The sequence below is a fragment of the Roseibium litorale genome (assembly GCF_014842915.1).
In the GTDB taxonomy this organism is placed as follows: domain Bacteria; phylum Pseudomonadota; class Alphaproteobacteria; order Rhizobiales; family Stappiaceae; genus Roseibium; species Roseibium litorale.
In genome coordinates, this window is sequence record NZ_JACYXI010000015.1 from 45,606 (window position 1) to 61,049 (window position 15,444).

General features: G+C 58.4%; 14 protein-coding genes. All 14 read left to right on the forward strand.

The window, feature by feature from the left end; all coding sequences use genetic code 11:
• Positions 1-49 precede the first annotated feature (49 nt).
• The 14 genes from IG616_RS19420 (at position 50) to IG616_RS19485 (ending at position 15,297) form a co-directional block, all read left to right on the forward strand.
• Positions 50-2,164: a methyl-accepting chemotaxis protein gene (locus IG616_RS19420; RefSeq protein ID WP_209007788.1), complete on the forward strand. Its 2,115-nt coding sequence runs from the start codon at positions 50-52 to the stop codon at positions 2,162-2,164.
• Between the two features lie 193 nt (positions 2,165-2,357).
• Positions 2,358-2,855: a DUF1269 domain-containing protein gene (locus tag IG616_RS19425; protein WP_192149978.1), complete on the forward strand. Its 498-nt coding sequence runs from the start codon at positions 2,358-2,360 to the stop codon at positions 2,853-2,855.
• A 56-nt stretch (positions 2,856-2,911) separates the two neighbouring features.
• On the forward strand, positions 2,912-3,073 hold the full coding sequence (locus IG616_RS19430; RefSeq protein WP_192149980.1) for a DUF3096 domain-containing protein: 162 nt from the start codon (positions 2,912-2,914) through the stop codon (positions 3,071-3,073).
• Between the two features lie 140 nt (positions 3,074-3,213).
• A complete protein-coding gene (ybgC, locus tag IG616_RS19435) occupies positions 3,214-3,666 on the forward strand; it encodes a tol-pal system-associated acyl-CoA thioesterase (protein ID WP_192149982.1) in 453 nt (150 codons plus the stop codon).
• A gap of 274 nt (positions 3,667-3,940) precedes the next feature.
• A complete protein-coding gene (gene tolQ, locus IG616_RS19440; protein ID WP_192149984.1) occupies positions 3,941-4,648 on the forward strand; it encodes a protein TolQ in 708 nt (235 codons plus the stop codon).
• A gap of 3 nt (positions 4,649-4,651) precedes the next feature.
• The gene (gene tolR / locus IG616_RS19445; RefSeq protein WP_192149986.1) at positions 4,652-5,101 is read left to right on the forward strand and encodes a protein TolR; all 450 of its coding nucleotides are present in this window, start codon (positions 4,652-4,654) and stop codon (positions 5,099-5,101) included.
• Between the two features lie 6 nt (positions 5,102-5,107).
• The gene (locus tag IG616_RS19450) at positions 5,108-6,091 is read left to right on the forward strand and encodes a cell envelope biogenesis protein TolA (protein ID WP_192149988.1); all 984 of its coding nucleotides are present in this window, start codon (positions 5,108-5,110) and stop codon (positions 6,089-6,091) included.
• 80 nt (positions 6,092-6,171) lie between these two features.
• Positions 6,172-7,476, forward strand: a complete 1,305-nt coding sequence (gene tolB, locus IG616_RS19455) for a Tol-Pal system beta propeller repeat protein TolB (protein ID WP_246476331.1) — start codon at positions 6,172-6,174, stop codon at positions 7,474-7,476.
• Positions 7,477-7,660: 184 nt separating this feature from the next.
• Complete coding sequence (gene pal / locus IG616_RS19460; protein ID WP_425504200.1) at positions 7,661-8,155, forward strand: peptidoglycan-associated lipoprotein Pal; 495 nt, start codon at positions 7,661-7,663, stop codon at positions 8,153-8,155.
• A gap of 211 nt (positions 8,156-8,366) precedes the next feature.
• Complete coding sequence (gene ybgF / locus IG616_RS19465; RefSeq protein ID WP_192149992.1) at positions 8,367-9,311, forward strand: tol-pal system protein YbgF; 945 nt, start codon at positions 8,367-8,369, stop codon at positions 9,309-9,311.
• A 9-nt stretch (positions 9,312-9,320) separates the two neighbouring features.
• Positions 9,321-10,625, forward strand: coding sequence for a tRNA lysidine(34) synthetase TilS (gene tilS, locus IG616_RS19470; RefSeq protein ID WP_192149995.1), 1,305 nt, complete (start codon positions 9,321-9,323; stop codon positions 10,623-10,625).
• 202 nt (positions 10,626-10,827) lie between these two features.
• A complete protein-coding gene (gene ftsH / locus IG616_RS19475; RefSeq protein WP_192149997.1) occupies positions 10,828-12,747 on the forward strand; it encodes an ATP-dependent zinc metalloprotease FtsH in 1,920 nt (639 codons plus the stop codon).
• 155 nt (positions 12,748-12,902) lie between these two features.
• Positions 12,903-14,246 carry a phosphoglucosamine mutase gene (gene glmM, locus IG616_RS19480; RefSeq protein ID WP_192149999.1) on the forward strand — a complete coding sequence of 448 codons (1,344 nt, stop codon included), beginning with the start codon at positions 12,903-12,905 and terminating at the stop codon, positions 14,244-14,246.
• A 232-nt stretch (positions 14,247-14,478) separates the two neighbouring features.
• Entirely contained in the window at positions 14,479-15,297 is an 819-nt protein-coding gene (locus tag IG616_RS19485; protein ID WP_192150001.1) for an outer membrane protein, read from the forward strand.
• Positions 15,298-15,444 lie beyond the last annotated feature (147 nt).

The window sequence follows — 15,444 nt, forward strand, 5'->3', positions numbered from 1 at the left end:
TTTTGGAACCTAGAGGAATATCGCCCCCAAAATACCCCGGGGGATTCCGATGATTCGCAAACACCTATCGACCAAACTTGCGCTGATGTTTTTGGCGGGTGCCGTGCTGATGTGCGCTGCTATTGTGACTGTTACAGCTTATCTGGCGAGCGGCGTTGCGAACACTCAGGCCGACCGGGCCTTGCGCAGCGCGACTCAGGCAAAGGCGGAGACGCTTGGTCTTGCTCTAGATCAGCTGAACCAGAGCGCGAATTTCTATGTTGGGCTTCAGGAGGCCCGCGACGGTTTGATGAAGATGACCGCCGGCTGGAAGAACCTGAAGACCGATCAGACCGCTATCCTTCGCAAGATGTTTGTGGAGGACAATCCCAATGCTCCGGCTGAACGTTACTTGATGACGAAGTCGGAGGAGAAGAACTACTACTCCAGCAATCATGAGCTGATCCATGCTTCGTTCCGTGGCCTGATCGAACAGGGGCTTTTCTCTGGAATCGCGTTGTCTGACCCGACCGGAAACATCACCTACTCTTATAACAAGGGGGAAGAATTCGGCCGGAACGCTGCCGATCCCTTGCTGGCAAACAACGCTTATGGGGTTGCGTTAAAGCCGCTGGTGGAGGCAGGAACGGCAGGCACACTGAAGTCGGGTGATATATTCACCTCTGGTTTCATGACAGACGCAGACGGAAATGTCAGTCTGGTCCTGGCTGCGCCGGTTTTCTATCTGGACCGTTTCTTCGGAGCCGTCGGGCTTCAGGTCAATATGGAGCGGTTTGCCAGCTTCCTGAACGATTTGACGGGTCTGGGGGACAGTGAGCGCGTGATCCTTGTTGATTCCGCCGACCATCTCGTCGAAGTCAGCGCATCCGGTGCGGCAGCGCGCACTTTCGCGCTCGCCGACATTCAGTCTGCTCCCGGAATTCTGAATATTGATGGCACCACCTATCGTTTCTCCCGGACAGATAACGACATCCATGGCAAATCCTATGGGCTGATTGAGGCTGTGCAGCAGAGTGAGCTCTCTGCCGCAGCACACAAGATCAGCTATGGAGCTGTTATCACCGGTGTACTTTGTCTGCTGCCCGTGGTGGGACTTATCTGGTGGCTGACCATACGCATGTTCGCGCCCCTGCAGACCCTTACCGGCGCAACCCGGAGGATAGCGGACGGGGATCTGGATGTGGCCGTGGATGCAACGGAGCGTGCTGATGAGATCGGTGATATGGCCCGCTGTATTGAAGTGTTTAAGCAAAACTCGCTGGAGCGGGAACGGCTTGCCGAGGAACGAAAGGCAGGTCACATCGCCAGGGAACGCCGCGAGAAAAACATCGACAGCTTGATCGCGGCCTTCCGGTCTGAAGCACAAGCAGTCTTGTCCTCGGTGGAGGAGAACCTGATCCGCGTGGAAGACATGTCAAACCTCCTGAGCGAGCGGTCCAATGCGGCAGCCAACCGTGGCAGCGTGGCCGTTGGAGATTCAGAAAGCGCCTCGTCCAATGTCCAGGCTGTTGCCTCGGCGACCGAGGAGCTGAATGCCTCGATCTCTGAAATTGCCCGGCAGGTTGAAACAACGGCCGAAATTGTTGGCCGGACCACCAGCAATGCTCAATCCTCAAACGAGAAAATCGCAGGTCTTGCGGATGCTGCCAACAAGATCGGAGATGTTGTTTCCCTCATTTCCGAAATTGCGGAGCAAACCAATCTTCTGGCATTGAACGCGACCATCGAAGCGGCACGGGCCGGAGAAGCTGGCCGCGGCTTCGCCGTCGTTGCATCGGAAGTCAAGTCGCTGGCTGGACAGACCGCAAAGGCAACGGAAGAAATCTCGGCTCAGATCGCCGCGATCCAGGCATCGACCAACGAAGCCGTGGAGGAGATTGCTCTGGTCTCCGGCTCTATGGATGAGGTGAATAATTATACCTCCGCCATCGCCAGCGCCGTGCAGCAGCAGGGGGCGGCAACCCGTGAGATTTCGCTCAATGTTACCGAAGCGGCTCAGGGCACCATGAGCGTGACGACAGCGGTGTCTTCGCTGAGCCACGATGTTGAGGAAAATGCGTCTTCTGCCGATCATATGCGCGAGGCGACCTTGCAGATGAAGCGGCAGGCGGAGCAGCTCCGTCAGTCGGTGGAACGCTTCCTGAGCGAGGTTGCTGCTGCCTGACAGCGGGGCTTCGATCTAGGAGTACCTACAAAGCCCTGCCACCTGACCGTGGCAGGGCTTTTTGATTTTGCGCAAGGGCGCGTTTGCTTACACGGTCTATTAAATTTCCGTCATCTTCGTGTTTTCGGGAACCGCTACCCCTGAAGCGCGTTTGCAATAGGACTGTTTCGAGCATTCCTGAAAGGAACACGCTATGTCTGAGCTGATCGTGATTGGATACAAGGATAATGCCACGGCGGAAGAAGCCCGGCAGACCCTTTACTCCCTCTCCAAGGAATATCTGGTCGATGTGAAGGACGCCGTGGTCGCCGAAGCCACCGACAAGGGTGACGTGAAGCTGCACCAGATGGTGTCCATGTGGGGCGTTGGTGCCAGCGGAGGCGCCTTCTGGGGTTTGCTCGCCGGTATCCTGTTCTTCAATCCTCTGCTTGGTGTCGCAGCCGGTGCCGGGGCTGGGGCGCTGGCCGGGGCCCTTACCGACTATGGCATCAACGACAACTTCATGAAGGAAGTGGCGAAGGTTCTTCAGCCTGGACAGGCAGCATTGTTCATCCTTGCCGACCGGGCTGCGTCGGACAAGGTCATCGATAAGCTCTCGGTTCATGGAGGGCAAATTCTGCGGACCAACCTGGATAACTCCAAGGAACAGGAACTGATCTCCGAATTCAGCAAGGCGCGAACGGGGCTCTAACGCCTTTAAGACAGCATGTGCCCATCGACCATAGGATGAACGTCAAGGAGACGATTATGGAAACCTATCTTTTTGTTCAGCCGCTTGTTGCCCTTATTGCCGGCATCTTGATCCTTCTCGTGCCACGGATCTTGAACTACGTGGTGGCCTTCTATCTGATCCTGATCGGTCTTACCGGTCTCCTGCCGCACTTGATGTCGGGCAATGGCATGATGTGACCACGGGACGGAACGCGCACAGCGGTTCCGGAAGACGAAACCAATATCGGGGGGGCCTAGCTGGCCGCCCTGATATTGGTTTTAAGGCCTGCAGTCTGCTAAAGCAGCGTGGTGTTCACTCAAGACCGCGTGGAAGTGCTGTGTCTGACTGGCCTGATCTTGCCGGCCGCATTGAAGGCGGTTCTCATATTTTGCCTATACGGGTCTACTATGAGGACACGGATTTCACAGGCGTTGTCTATCACGGCGCATTTATTAAGTTCTTCGAGCGGGGACGGTCCGATTATCTCCGGCTGTGCGAAGTTCATCATAAACTTCTTCTGCATGAAGATCCCTCCCGTAGCCTGGCTTTTGCTGTCCGGCGAATGGAGGTCGAGTTTCTGCGGCCCGCGAAGATAGATGATGTCCTGGAAGTGCAAACAACTCTTGTTGAAGCCAGGGGAGCCCGCTTGTCTCTCCGCCAGGAAATCAGGCGCGATGGAGAGCTGCTGAGCAGTGCGGATGTGTTTGCCGCCGTCATCAATGGCCACGGCCGGCCGGCACGGCTGCCCAAGGAGCTCATGTCCCGCCTGATCGCGCGGACAGCGCCATAGTCCTGCCAGATCTATTCCTTATTGAAATTCTGATCAGGCCCGGATCTGCTTCAAGAAATTGTTTTGTCAGAAACGGACGGTATTAACAGGTCCGTAACCTTAATTGATTCTTTTAAACTTCGGTTCAAAGTCTTTGCCGAAGTCCCAGTTTCGCCAAAATCGGCGGTCAGAGAGACATCGAGCCGATGAGGATCATGCTCGTGATCCGCACCCGAAAAGTGTTCCGAGCGTTTAACACAGGCAATACGTACCCGGCCAAGAGGTCTTTTGTTTCATGAATGAACTCGTCCAGACGACGCTGGCTGCTCCGCAGGGAGACATCTCGTTCTTCGCCCTGTTCTGGCAGGCGCACATTGTCGTCAAACTGGTGATGCTTGGTCTTCTTGCCGCATCGGTCTGGTGCTGGGCGATCATTTTCGACAAGGTTATTCTTCTGAAGCGCACCTCGCGCCAGATGGACCGGTTCGAGAATGTGTTCTGGTCCGGCCAGTCCCTGGAAGACCTTTACGGCACCTTGCAGAACCGTACCAATCACTCCCTTTCTGCTCTTTTCGTTGCAGCAATGCGCGAATGGAAGCGAAGCCATGAGGGCGCTCGCCCTGCCATCGGCAGTCTGCAGCAGCGCATCGACCGGGTCATGGACCTGACAATCCAGCGCGAGGCTGACCGGCTCGAATCCAAGCTTCTGGTGCTGGCAACCATCGGCTCTGCCGGCCCCTTCATTGGCCTGTTCGGCACGGTCTGGGGCATCATGACCGCATTCCAGGCCATTGCAGCTTCCGAAAGCACTAACCTCGCCGTTGTGGCGCCCGGTATCGCCGAAGCACTCTTCGCTACGGCTCTGGGTCTCGTTGCCGCAATTCCGGCGGTTATTGCCTATAACAAGTTGTCCTCTGACGTCGGCAAGTCCGTATCGCGCATGGAAGGCTTTGCAGACGAGTTCTCGTCCATCCTCTCCCGTCAGATCGACGAAAGGGCCTGATCCATGGGCATGCAGCTCGGAGGCGCGGGTGGCGGCGGACGGCGCGGCCGTCGCAGACGCCGCAACCAGCCGGTTAGCGAAATCAACGTGACGCCGATGGTCGACGTCATGCTCGTGCTGCTCATCATCTTCATGGTGGCGGCGCCGCTGTTGACGGTTGGCGTTCCGATTGATCTCCCCGAAACCCAGGCCAAGGCCCTGGAGGGGGACAAGGAACCGATCACCATATCGGTGAACTCCGATGGCCAGATCTTTATCCAGGAAACGGAAATCCCGCTGGAAGAGGTCGTGCCAAAACTCAAGGCGATTGCCGCAAACGGTTATGAAGAGCGCATCTATGTGCGCGGCGACCAGAATGCCGACTACGGCATGATGATGAAGCTCATGGGCCGGATCAATGCCGCAGGGTTCAAGCGGCTCGGTCTTGTCACTCTCGAAGAACGGAATTCGTGACGCTCTATGCGTGCAGGTCTTATTGCATCCTTGGCCGGGCATACGGCTCTCCTCCTCTGGGGGCTTATCGCCTTTCCGGATGCGAAGACTTTTGACGTCAAGCCGGTGGATTCCCTGCCTGTTGACCTGGTGCCGATTTCCGAGCTGACCAGGCTACAGAAGGGCGAGAAGGACGCGAAGGAAATCCGCGAAGTTCCGTCCACCAAGCCGGTCGAAAAGCCCAAGCAGGAAACGCCGAAGCCGGACGATGCGCCTGGAGAGGCAAAGACAGCTCAGGCCAGTACCCCGCCGCCAACTCCTGCGCCAACCCCGGAACCTGAGCCGAAAAAGCCGGAGCCGAAGAAGCCCGAGCCCAAGGAACCGCCCGCACCGGCTGCAACGCCTGCGCCTCCCAAGGAGCCGAAGCAGGAACCCAAGCCGGTGGCGGAAGCCCCAACGCCCCCCAAGGAGCCGGAACCGGCCCCTGTCGAGGAGCCGAAGGAAATCCTGACCAGCGTTGCGCCTAAGACCAAGCCCAAGCCACCCAAGCCGGTTCAGCAGACCCAGACCGCGCAGCAGCAGCCCAAAAAGGACTTCAACACCAACCAGATCGCGGCCCTCCTGAACAAGGTGGAGCCGGCAGGTGGGGGGTCGCAGTCGACACAGCCCGCATCCCTTGGCAGCCCGAAGGGGGAGCAGCATGTGCAGATGACCCAGTCTGAACTGGATGCTCTGCGCGGCATGATTGCCCGGTGCTGGAGCCCGCCTGTCGGTGCGATCGGAGCCGAGGACCTGAAGGTCCGGCTTCAATTCAGCCTGAGCGAGAGCGGCGAAGTTCAGGGCAGCCCTGAGGTTCTGAATTCCAGCAGTGCGCCTGGTTTCCGCGCCGCCGCGTCCAGTGCGGTCCGTGCGGTGATGCGCTGCGCCCCCTATTCGCTTCCGATCCAGAAATACGATGCCTGGAAGGAAGTCATCATCAACTTTGATCCGCGCGAAATGATCGGCGGGTGATTTCAGTGAGTGGACACAAGGAGCCGATGCCAATGAGCGACCTGCCGAGTGTTGCCCGTCTCAAATCCCGGGTGGCCGGGATGTTTGCCGCATGTGTGATGTCTGTTGGGGCGTTTCTTTGCGCTGCTGCGCCTGCGCATGCCCTGATCGAGATCGACATTACCCAGGGCAATGTTGAGCCGATGCCAATCGCCTTGCCGTCTTTCACGGCTGAGGGGGGGGATCCCAAGCTGTCTGCGGACATGACCGCAGTCATCTCGGCAGACCTCAAGCGGTCGGGCTTGTTCCTGCCGCTCGATCCGGCGAGCTTCATCCAGACCAATATGGGTGTCAGCACCACGCCCCGTTTCGGTGACTGGCGGACGATCGGGGCCCAGGCTCTGGTGTCCGGCTCCGTGGTCAAGCAGAACGATGGACGGCTGCGGGCAGAGTTCCGGCTTTGGGATGTGTTCGCCTCCGAGCAGATGCTGGGTCAGCAGTTTTACACGACGCCCGAAAACTGGCGCCGTCTGGCGCATATCATCGCGGATGCGATCTATGAGCGTCTGACCGGTGAAAAGGGCTATTTCGATACCCGCATCGTCTATGTTGATGAAACGGGGCCGAAGGACAAGCGTATGAAGCGTCTGGCCATCATGGATCAGGACGGCTTCAACGTGCGTTACCTGACACGGGGCGATGACCTCGTTCTGACCCCGCGTTTCTCGCCGACGACGCAGGAAATTACCTATATGTCCTACGGCGGGGCCGAACCGAGTGTCTATCTGCTGAACATCGAGACGGGGCAGCGCGAGATTGTCGGCAACTTCCCGGGCATGACCTTCGCACCGCGCTTTTCGCCCGATGGGCAGAAAGTGGTGATGAGTCTTGAGCAGGGCGGGAACGCGAACATCTTCACGATGGATCTGAGGTCCCGCAAGACCACGCGTCTGACCAATACGGCCGCGATCGACACCAGTCCCTCGTTCTCCCCGGACGGCAGTCAGGTGGTGTTCGAATCCGACCGTGGCGGCACTCAGCAGCTCTACGTAATGAATTCGGACGGATCGAACGCGCAGCGCATCTCGTTCGGCCCGGGCCGTTATTCAACGCCGGTCTGGTCTCCACGCGGCGATCTCATCGCCTTCACCAAGCAGCATCAGGGCCGGTTCATGATCGGTGTGATGAAGCCGGATGGAAAGGGTGAGCGCATTCTGACTGAAGGATATCACAACGAAGGTCCGGCCTGGGCGCCGAATGGCCGTGTGCTGGTGTTCTTCCGTGACACGCCAGGTGCGAATGGCGGTCCTCAGGTCTGGACAGTGGACCTGACAGGATACAACGAGCAGCGTATTCAGACGCCAGCGTTCGCATCAGACCCGTCCTGGTCGCCCCTCATCGACTAACGCCTCTGCGGAGGCAGTCAAAGACCTTCACCTCAACCGGGTGAGGTCTTTGATCCGGTAGGTGTTGAGCCAGACGGAATTTACCGGTTAAGGTTTCGCTAACCATGTTTCAAAAGCGGGCATTAACCATCCTTGGTTAGAGATTGTTTTCCCTGTCGGGGCCGGTGGGGATAGGAGAATTCAGATGTTTGAAATGGGGACTTTCGCACGCGGTGCGAAGATCGGTGCAGCGCTCGGTGCGCTTTTGTTCATGGCTGCCTGTGCGCAGACCAACCCGGACGGGCTGAACGGTGGCGCGGGCAACGCAACACCTGGGTCCGGCCAGGACTTCGTGGTCAACGTCGGCGACCGTATCTTCTTCGAAGAAGATCAGTCCACGATCAATTCCCAGGCCAAGGCAACCCTGGACAAGCAGGCGCAGTGGTTGGGCCAGTACTCGCGCTACAGCATCACCGTCGAAGGTCACGCTGATGAGCGCGGCACGCGACAGTATAACATTGCTCTGGGTGCGCGCCGTGCAACGGCTGCCCGCGATTATCTAGTCGCCCGTGGTGTCAATCCGTCCCGGATCAAGACCATTTCCTATGGCAAGGAGCGTCCGGTCGCTGTTTGTAACGACAACAGCTGCTGGTCTCAGAACCGCCGCGCTGTGACTGTTCTGGACAACGCGATCAACTGATCCGCTGGACTGGTGTGAGATTTTTGAAAGGGGCCGGAGAAAATCCGGCCCCTTTTTTCATGGAAACCACGGACCCGGCCTGTTCACTTGCAGTTTCTTTGAAAATTCAGTGTATTCGTCAAAATTTGGCCGAAGTCACTGCACTCTGTGGTATCGAAGCCAGGTAAGGGGCACGATGGTCGTGTCCTCTTTGTCACGTCGGAGGAAGAGCATGGCGAAACTTCGAGGATTGACGATCCTCCTTGCCGCGGCGCTGATGGCCGTTCTTTATTCGGCCCCGTCTGAAGCCCAGATTTTTGGCCGTAAAAGCGATGATTCAGCCGTTCGATTGAATGAGCTCGAAGACCGCATGCGGAACCTGACTGGTCAGCTGGAGCAGCTGAGCTATCAGATGCGCGAGATCCAGGATCAGATGCGCCGTATGCAGGAAGACAACGAGTACCGGTTCCAGCAGCTTGAAGGCGGAGCTGGCAACGCCAACCGTCCGGCGGCCGGAAAACGTTCAGACCTCGGTCAGCCGCAAGGAGCTGACCAGAACCAGGGGCTTGCCCCTGGTCCACAAACTCTCGGATCCCTGGGGGGCGGGGGAGATGCGGAATGGTCGGCTTCGGGCGGGTATTCCAATGACGAGCAGCCCGCTCCGCTTGGCAATGGGCCGATCGATCTGTCCCAGCTGGCCGGCGGCGGTCTGCAAGGTGTTCCTGGCCTGAACCAGGACGCGGGAACGGCAAAGGCCGCTGATGAGATCGCCGGGCTGTCCAGCAGCACGGGAGACCCCCGCGAGGACTACAACAGGGCATACAGCCAGGCAGTCAACGGCGACTATGCCTCTGCCGCCGCAGGTTTCCAGTCCTTTCTGCAGCTTTATCCTCAGGACCGCCTGGTGCCGAGTGCCCAGTACTGGCTGGGGGAAAGCCTGCTTGCCCAGCGGAAATTCCGGGAAGCCGCGGATGCATTCCTGAAGACCTATACCGAGCATCCGGGCAGCGACAAGAGCGCTGACAGCCTGTTGAAGCTCGGGGTTTCTCTGGCAGGACTTGGCGAGCGGGATGCCGCCTGCGCGACTTTCTCCGAATTGCAGTCGAAATATCCGAATGCCGCGCCAGCTGTTCTTGAGCAGGCCCGCGACGAGCGCCGCCGCGCGAAATGCTCGTGACGTCGAGCCATGCCGGAAACTCCTGATACTGATGGCTTTCCGGCCAGTGAGGCTCCGCTCGACGCTCGCGAATTTGACCAGCTTTTCTTTTCTCTGAAATCCGCCTCATCACTTGCACTGGGTGTTTCCGGAGGTGCTGACTCTCTCTGTTTGCTGCATGCGCTTGCAGATTGGCGTGGCAGAAACGGCTGGGGAGGCGCGCTGTATGTTCTGACCGTCGACCACGGTCTGAGACCTGAGAGCGCTGCCGAAGCGGAAATGGTCGCCAGCCACTGCCGGTCGCTTGATATCGAGCATGAAACGCTTCTCTGGACAGGCGGGAAACCTGTCTCGAACATTCAAAGCGAAGCCCGCAAGGCACGTTACCGTCTTTTCCGTGAAGCGATGGAGCTCCGGGGAACCCGTACGTTGGTGTTGGCGCATCATCTTGATGATCAGGCCGAAACTTTTCTCGACCGCCTGACCCGCGGAAGCGGCGTTACGGGATTGGGCGCCATGTCTGCCTGTCAAGACCACGGACCGGAAGGGCTGCAGATTTTCAGGCCATTTTTGTCTCTTCCCAAGGCACGGCTCGTTGCAACCCTCCGCTCCGCGGGGATTGCGTGGGTTGAGGATCCGTCCAACAGCAATCCTGCCTACAAGCGGGTCCGCCTTCGCCAGATGGCGGATCATCTGGCGTCTGAGGGGCTCGACCGGGAACGTATCGCCAGGACCGCCCAAAACATGAGAAGAGCGGATGAAGCGCTCGAAAGCTGGGTCTCTTCGGTTGAGGTCTCTGCTGTAGAGGCTCATGCGGCTGGTCCGTTGCAGCTCGCATTGACAGATTACGTGCCGTTGCCCGAAGAAATCCGCCTGCGCCTTTTGTCGCGGCTTACTGCAAGGGTCTCCAACCGGGCCGTCGGGCCCCGGCTTGAAAAACTGGAGGGTGCGGATTGCCGCCTTTGCAAAGGGAAGCCGGTCCGGCTCACTTTAAACGGCGCAGTCCTGGACCTGGCGAAGAAGCGGCTATCAATTTGGCGTGAGGCGGGCCGTGCCCTGGCTCCGCCGGTCCCGCTGGTGCAGGGCGCGCCGCAAACCTGGGACGGCCGGTACAGCTGCGCAGCTTGCGGAGAAACGCCAGGCCCGGACTTGTATTTCGGGGCGCTGGCCGATGCTCCGGGTCCCGCTGTGCCAATTCATTGGCCGGACGGGTGGCCGAAGGCGGCATTCAGGACGGCTCCGGCGGTCTGGAACAGCAGGGAACTTTTACAGGTTCCAGAGCTTTATGTTGCGGACGGCTGGGCAGGGCGATTCCGGTTCAGGCCGCTCAAATGACAAGCAGGAAGACGAACTTGGGTCGGCCAATGCAAGGAAGAGCCATTTTGCCTCGTTGTTTTTCGCTAGAGTTTAAGAAAAAAGTCAGTTCAAGAGGGCCACAGTGGCGCAACGCCTTGGCAGAGGCGGTTCAGCAACCTATCTTGAACATCAAGAACAAACCCCTCGCATAGTTTCCGCGTCTTGCGGCCAAGGGATCGAGATGAACGCAAATTTCCGCAACCTCGCTTTATGGGTGATCATTGCAGTCCTGCTGATCGCCCTGTTCCAGCTGTTCCAGGGATCTGGACAGCGGACCACGGCATCCGAGATACCATTCTCCCAGTTTCTCAGTTCCGTTGAGCGAGGCGAAGTCAAGGATGTGACGATCCAGTCACAGCAGGTGCTGGGTCATTACACCTCTGGCGGCACGTTCCAGACTTACGCGCCTGATGGTGCGCAATATGTCGATGCGCTCAGCAACAAGGGCGTGACGGTTACGGCCCGCCCGCCCGCAGATAACAATTCTCTCGTCAGCCTGCTGTTCAACTGGCTGCCGATGCTGGTCATTCTTGGGATCTGGATTTTCCTGATGCGCCAGATGCAGGGTTCAGGCGGCAAGGCGATGGGTTTTGGAAAGTCCAAGGCCAAGCTGCTGACGGAAGCCCATGGCCGGGTGACCTTTGAGGATGTTGCCGGTATCGACGAGGCCAAGGAAGATCTCCAGGAAATCGTCGAGTTTCTGCGCGACCCGCAGAAGTTCCAGCGTCTTGGTGGCCGGATCCCGCGCGGCGTTCTGCTTGTCGGTCCTCCGGGCACCGGTAAGACGCTGACAGCCCGTGCTGTTGCTGGCGAGGCAAATGTTCCGTTCTTCACCATCTCCGGTTCTGACTTCGTTGAAATGTTCGTTGGTGTTGGTGCATCCCGTGTCCGTGACATGTTCGAGCAGGCCAAGAAGAATGCGCCTTGCATCATCTTCATCGACGAAATCGACGCCGTTGGCCGCCATCGCGGCGCAGGCCTCGGCGGCGGGAACGATGAACGTGAGCAGACCCTGAACCAGCTTCTGGTCGAGATGGATGGTTTCGAGCCGAACGAAGGCATCATTATTATCGCCGCGACCAACCGTCCGGACGTTCTCGATCCGGCCTTGCTGCGCCCGGGCCGTTTCGACCGCCAGATCGTTGTTCCGAATCCGGATATCACGGGGCGCGAAAAGATTCTCAAGGTTCACATGCGCAAGGTGCCGCTGGCTCCGGATGTCGATGTGAAGACGCTCGCACGCGGAACCCCCGGCTTTTCTGGCGCGGATCTGATGAACCTCGTTAACGAAGCGGCTCTTCTGGCGGCCCGCCGCTCCAAGCGTCTGGTCACCATGGCTGAGTTCGAGGATGCCAAGGACAAGGTCATGATGGGCGCGGAGCGCCGTACCCTGGTCATGACCGAAGAAGAAAAGAAGCTGACAGCTTATCATGAAGCCGGTCATGCCCTGGTTGCCCTCCATCAGGCTGCTTCCGATCCGATCCACAAGGCGACGATCATTCCGCGTGGCCGTGCGCTGGGTATGGTGATGCGTCTGCCTGAGAAGGATCAAGTCTCTCTGACCCGTGCCAAGTGCAAGGCCGATCTAGCCGTTGCCATGGGTGGCCGTGTGGCTGAAGAAATGATCTTCGGGTATGAGAAGGTCACCTCCGGTGCTTCCGGGGATATCCAGATGGCAACCAAGCTGGCTCGTGCGATGGCGACTCAGTTTGGTATGTCCGACAAGCTCGGTCCGCTTCTCTACGGTGAGAATCAGGAAGAAGTCTTCCTGGGGCACTCCGTTGCGAAGAACCAGCACGTATCTGATGAAACCCAGAAGGTCGTTGACGCGGAGATCAAGTCTTTCGTCAATCAGGGCTATGAGACCGCCAAGAGGATCCTGGGTGACCATGAGGATCAGCTTCACACGATCGCCAAGGGTCTACTCGAATACGAAACCCTCTCTGGCGAAGAGATCAAGAACCTGCTCGACGGCAAGCCTCCGGTGCGTGATACCGGTGATGATCAGCCGATCGGCCGGTCTTCGGCGGTCCCGCCGACGGGCCTGAAGCGCGGTGGAGACGAAGCTCCCGGCGGCATGGCGCCTCAGCCTCAGGCCTGATCCGATCCGCAGAGTTGGAAAACGCGATGCCCGGCTTTTGCCGGGCATTTTTTTAAGGAACGGATGGTAACATTCGCTCACAAATTTTGAACCGCACACTCTGCCGATAAGGTCTAAAAGGGTGCTGAAATCAATGAAAAAGGCGATCTGAACCCATGCGCAAGTTCTTCGGAACCGATGGCATCCGCGGCCAGGCAAACACATTCCCGATGACGGCCGAGATGGCTCTCAAGGTCGGTATGGCCGCCGGTCTTGCCTTCAAGACCGGCGGACACAAGCATCGTGTCGTGATCGGCAAGGACACCCGTCTTTCCGGGTACATGATCGAAAACGCGCTGGTTGCCGGCTTCACATCGGTCGGCATGGATGTGTTTCTGCTCGGTCCGATGCCTACGCCCTCCGTTGCTATGCTGACCCGTTCGCTGCGTGCTGACCTTGGCGTGATGATTTCCGCCTCCCACAATCCGTTTCAGGACAACGGCATCAAGTTCTTTGGTCCCGATGGCTTCAAGCTGAGCGATGCGATCGAAAGCGAAATAGAGCGTCTTGCTGTCAGCGATATGACAGCCAGCCTGTCTGGGCCGCGCGATCTTGGCCGGGCCAAGCGCATCGATGGCGCACAGCAGCGCTATATCGAATTTGCCAAGCGTACATTGCCGCGTGAAATGAGCCTGGAAGGCTTGCGGGTCGTGATCGACTGCGCGAATGGAGCTGCATACAAGGTGGCGCCCGAGGCCCTCTGGGAGCTCGGGGCCGATGTCATCCCCCATGGCGTGACGCCGGATGGCTACAACATCAACAAGGACTGCGGATCCACGTCGACAGACGCACTGGCGCGGCGGGTCCACGAGGTGAGGGCCGATATCGGTATTGCGCTCGACGGCGATGCCGACCGGGTGATCATTGTTGACGAAAACGGCGAAACAATCGACGGCGATCAGCTCATGGCGGTGGTTGCCCAGTCCTGGCAGGCGCATGACCGGCTGTCTCAGCCTGGTATTGTCGCGACGGTCATGTCCAACCTCGGTCTCGAACGTTACCTTGGCGGTCTTGGGCTGTCTCTTGCCCGGACCAAGGTCGGGGACCGCTATGTGGTCGAGCACATGAGGGCGAATGGCTACAATGTTGGCGGCGAGCAGTCCGGCCACATCGTTCTGTCGGACTTCGCGACCACCGGCGATGGGCTGATTGCGGCCCTGCAGGTGATGGCCTGTGTCAAGGATCAGGGGCGCCCGGTCTCGGAAGTTTGCCGCCGCTTTGATCCTGTGCCGCAGGTGCTCAAGAACGTCCGCTATGCCGGTGGAGCGCCGCTGGAGCAGAAAACCGTGCAGGAAGCGATCAGGGATGGCGAGAACCGTCTCGGAAATTCCGGCCGTCTTGTGATCCGTGCCTCTGGAACGGAGCCGCTTATCCGTGTGATGGCAGAGGGGGATGACGCGGCGCTTGTCAATCAGGTGGTGAATGACATTGTCGACGTCGTCGCCAAGTCTGCCGCCTGACACGGACTAATCCGCCTTGGGGTTCCTTTGCCCTGTCTGACTTTGGTCAGGCAGGGTATTTTATTAAATTTTCATTACGTAAGCTTGTGGCTGTTAACGCAATATTTACGTAAAAAAACACAGTTAAGAAACAGGGTTAAATCAAGCTTAAGACATTTCCGGCATCCTTAACGAGATTAATCTCGAACGGCCCGCAATCAGACGCGGTCGCCTGATGTAAAAGGACGAGGACATGGTCACATTTTTAAAGCGATTGTCTTTGGCAGGCGCTGCAGCACTTGTTTCCAGCGCAGCCTGGGCAGCGGACTTGCCGGCTCCGGTGATTGAATACGCCCCGGAAATCCCGGCCTCTGGCGGCTGGTACCTGCGCGGGGATATCGGTTACAAATTCTACGGCGATCCCGATGGCAGCTTCAACGACTCCGTCGTCGGCAACCTGCGCTACCAGCGTGAAAGCATGGATGATGCCTGGATGGTTGGCGTCGGCGTTGGCTATCAGTTCACTGATTATTTCCGCAGTGACATTACGCTCGACTATGAAACTCCGTCCAAGACCCGCGGCTACGCCGTTTGCGGCACCTGTAGCGGTGGCTTCTCGCGTGAAAGCACGGATGTGGATGTCTGGACCGTCATGCTGAACGGCTATGTCGACATTGGTACCTGGAATAACATCACGCCTTATGTCGGTGCCGGCATCGGTGCTGCCTATGTCAGCACAAACAACACCATCTCCGAAAACCCGGGCGGCGCGACCACTCGTTATGATGGCCGCCATGGTGAGTGGAACCTGGCCTGGGCCCTGATGGCTGGTGCGTCCTATGCGGTTACGCCGAACTGGAGCATTGATGCTGGTTACCAGTACCGCGATCTCGGCACGGCCAAGACCGTGAAGTACTACAACACCGGTTCCGGTCAGACCCGCTCGACCTTCAAGGATCTGACGGCTCACGAAATCCGCCTTGGCGTGCGCTACAAGTTTGACAGCTATGCCGCAGCGGCTCCGGCGCCGGCTTACTATCCGTCCAGCCAGCCGCTGACGAGCAACTTCTAAGAAATTCAGATCTTTCTGGATCGGAAAGGCCGGGCAATCTGTCCGGCCTTTTTGTTACAGTAAGGCTACCCCTCACGAAACTATTTGACGGAGCCTGGCAACAGGCATATGCCGGTCAGTGGGCCACTCCTCCCCACCGAGGGGCTG

Bases quoted from the DNA above. Each gene is read 5' to 3' on its own strand.
- IG616_RS19420 (WP_209007788.1), top strand. From the start codon at position 50: ATGATTCGCAAACACCTATCGACCAAACTTGCGCTGATGTTTTTGGCG.
- IG616_RS19425 (WP_192149978.1), top strand. From the start codon at position 2,358: ATGTCTGAGCTGATCGTGATTGGATACAAGGATAATGCCACGGCGGAA.
- IG616_RS19430 (WP_192149980.1), top strand. From the start codon at position 2,912: ATGGAAACCTATCTTTTTGTTCAGCCGCTTGTTGCCCTTATTGCCGGC.
- tolQ (WP_192149984.1), top strand. From the start codon at position 3,941: ATGAATGAACTCGTCCAGACGACGCTGGCTGCTCCGCAGGGAGACATC.
- tolR (WP_192149986.1), top strand. From the start codon at position 4,652: ATGGGCATGCAGCTCGGAGGCGCGGGTGGCGGCGGACGGCGCGGCCGT.
- IG616_RS19450 (WP_192149988.1), top strand. From the start codon at position 5,108: ATGCGTGCAGGTCTTATTGCATCCTTGGCCGGGCATACGGCTCTCCTC.
- tolB (WP_246476331.1), top strand. From the start codon at position 6,172: ATGTTTGCCGCATGTGTGATGTCTGTTGGGGCGTTTCTTTGCGCTGCT.
- pal (WP_425504200.1), top strand. From the start codon at position 7,661: ATGTTTGAAATGGGGACTTTCGCACGCGGTGCGAAGATCGGTGCAGCG.
- ybgF (WP_192149992.1), top strand. From the start codon at position 8,367: ATGGCGAAACTTCGAGGATTGACGATCCTCCTTGCCGCGGCGCTGATG.
- tilS (WP_192149995.1), top strand. From the start codon at position 9,321: ATGCCGGAAACTCCTGATACTGATGGCTTTCCGGCCAGTGAGGCTCCG.
- ftsH (WP_192149997.1), top strand. From the start codon at position 10,828: ATGAACGCAAATTTCCGCAACCTCGCTTTATGGGTGATCATTGCAGTC.
- glmM (WP_192149999.1), top strand. From the start codon at position 12,903: ATGCGCAAGTTCTTCGGAACCGATGGCATCCGCGGCCAGGCAAACACA.
- IG616_RS19485 (WP_192150001.1), top strand. From the start codon at position 14,479: ATGGTCACATTTTTAAAGCGATTGTCTTTGGCAGGCGCTGCAGCACTT.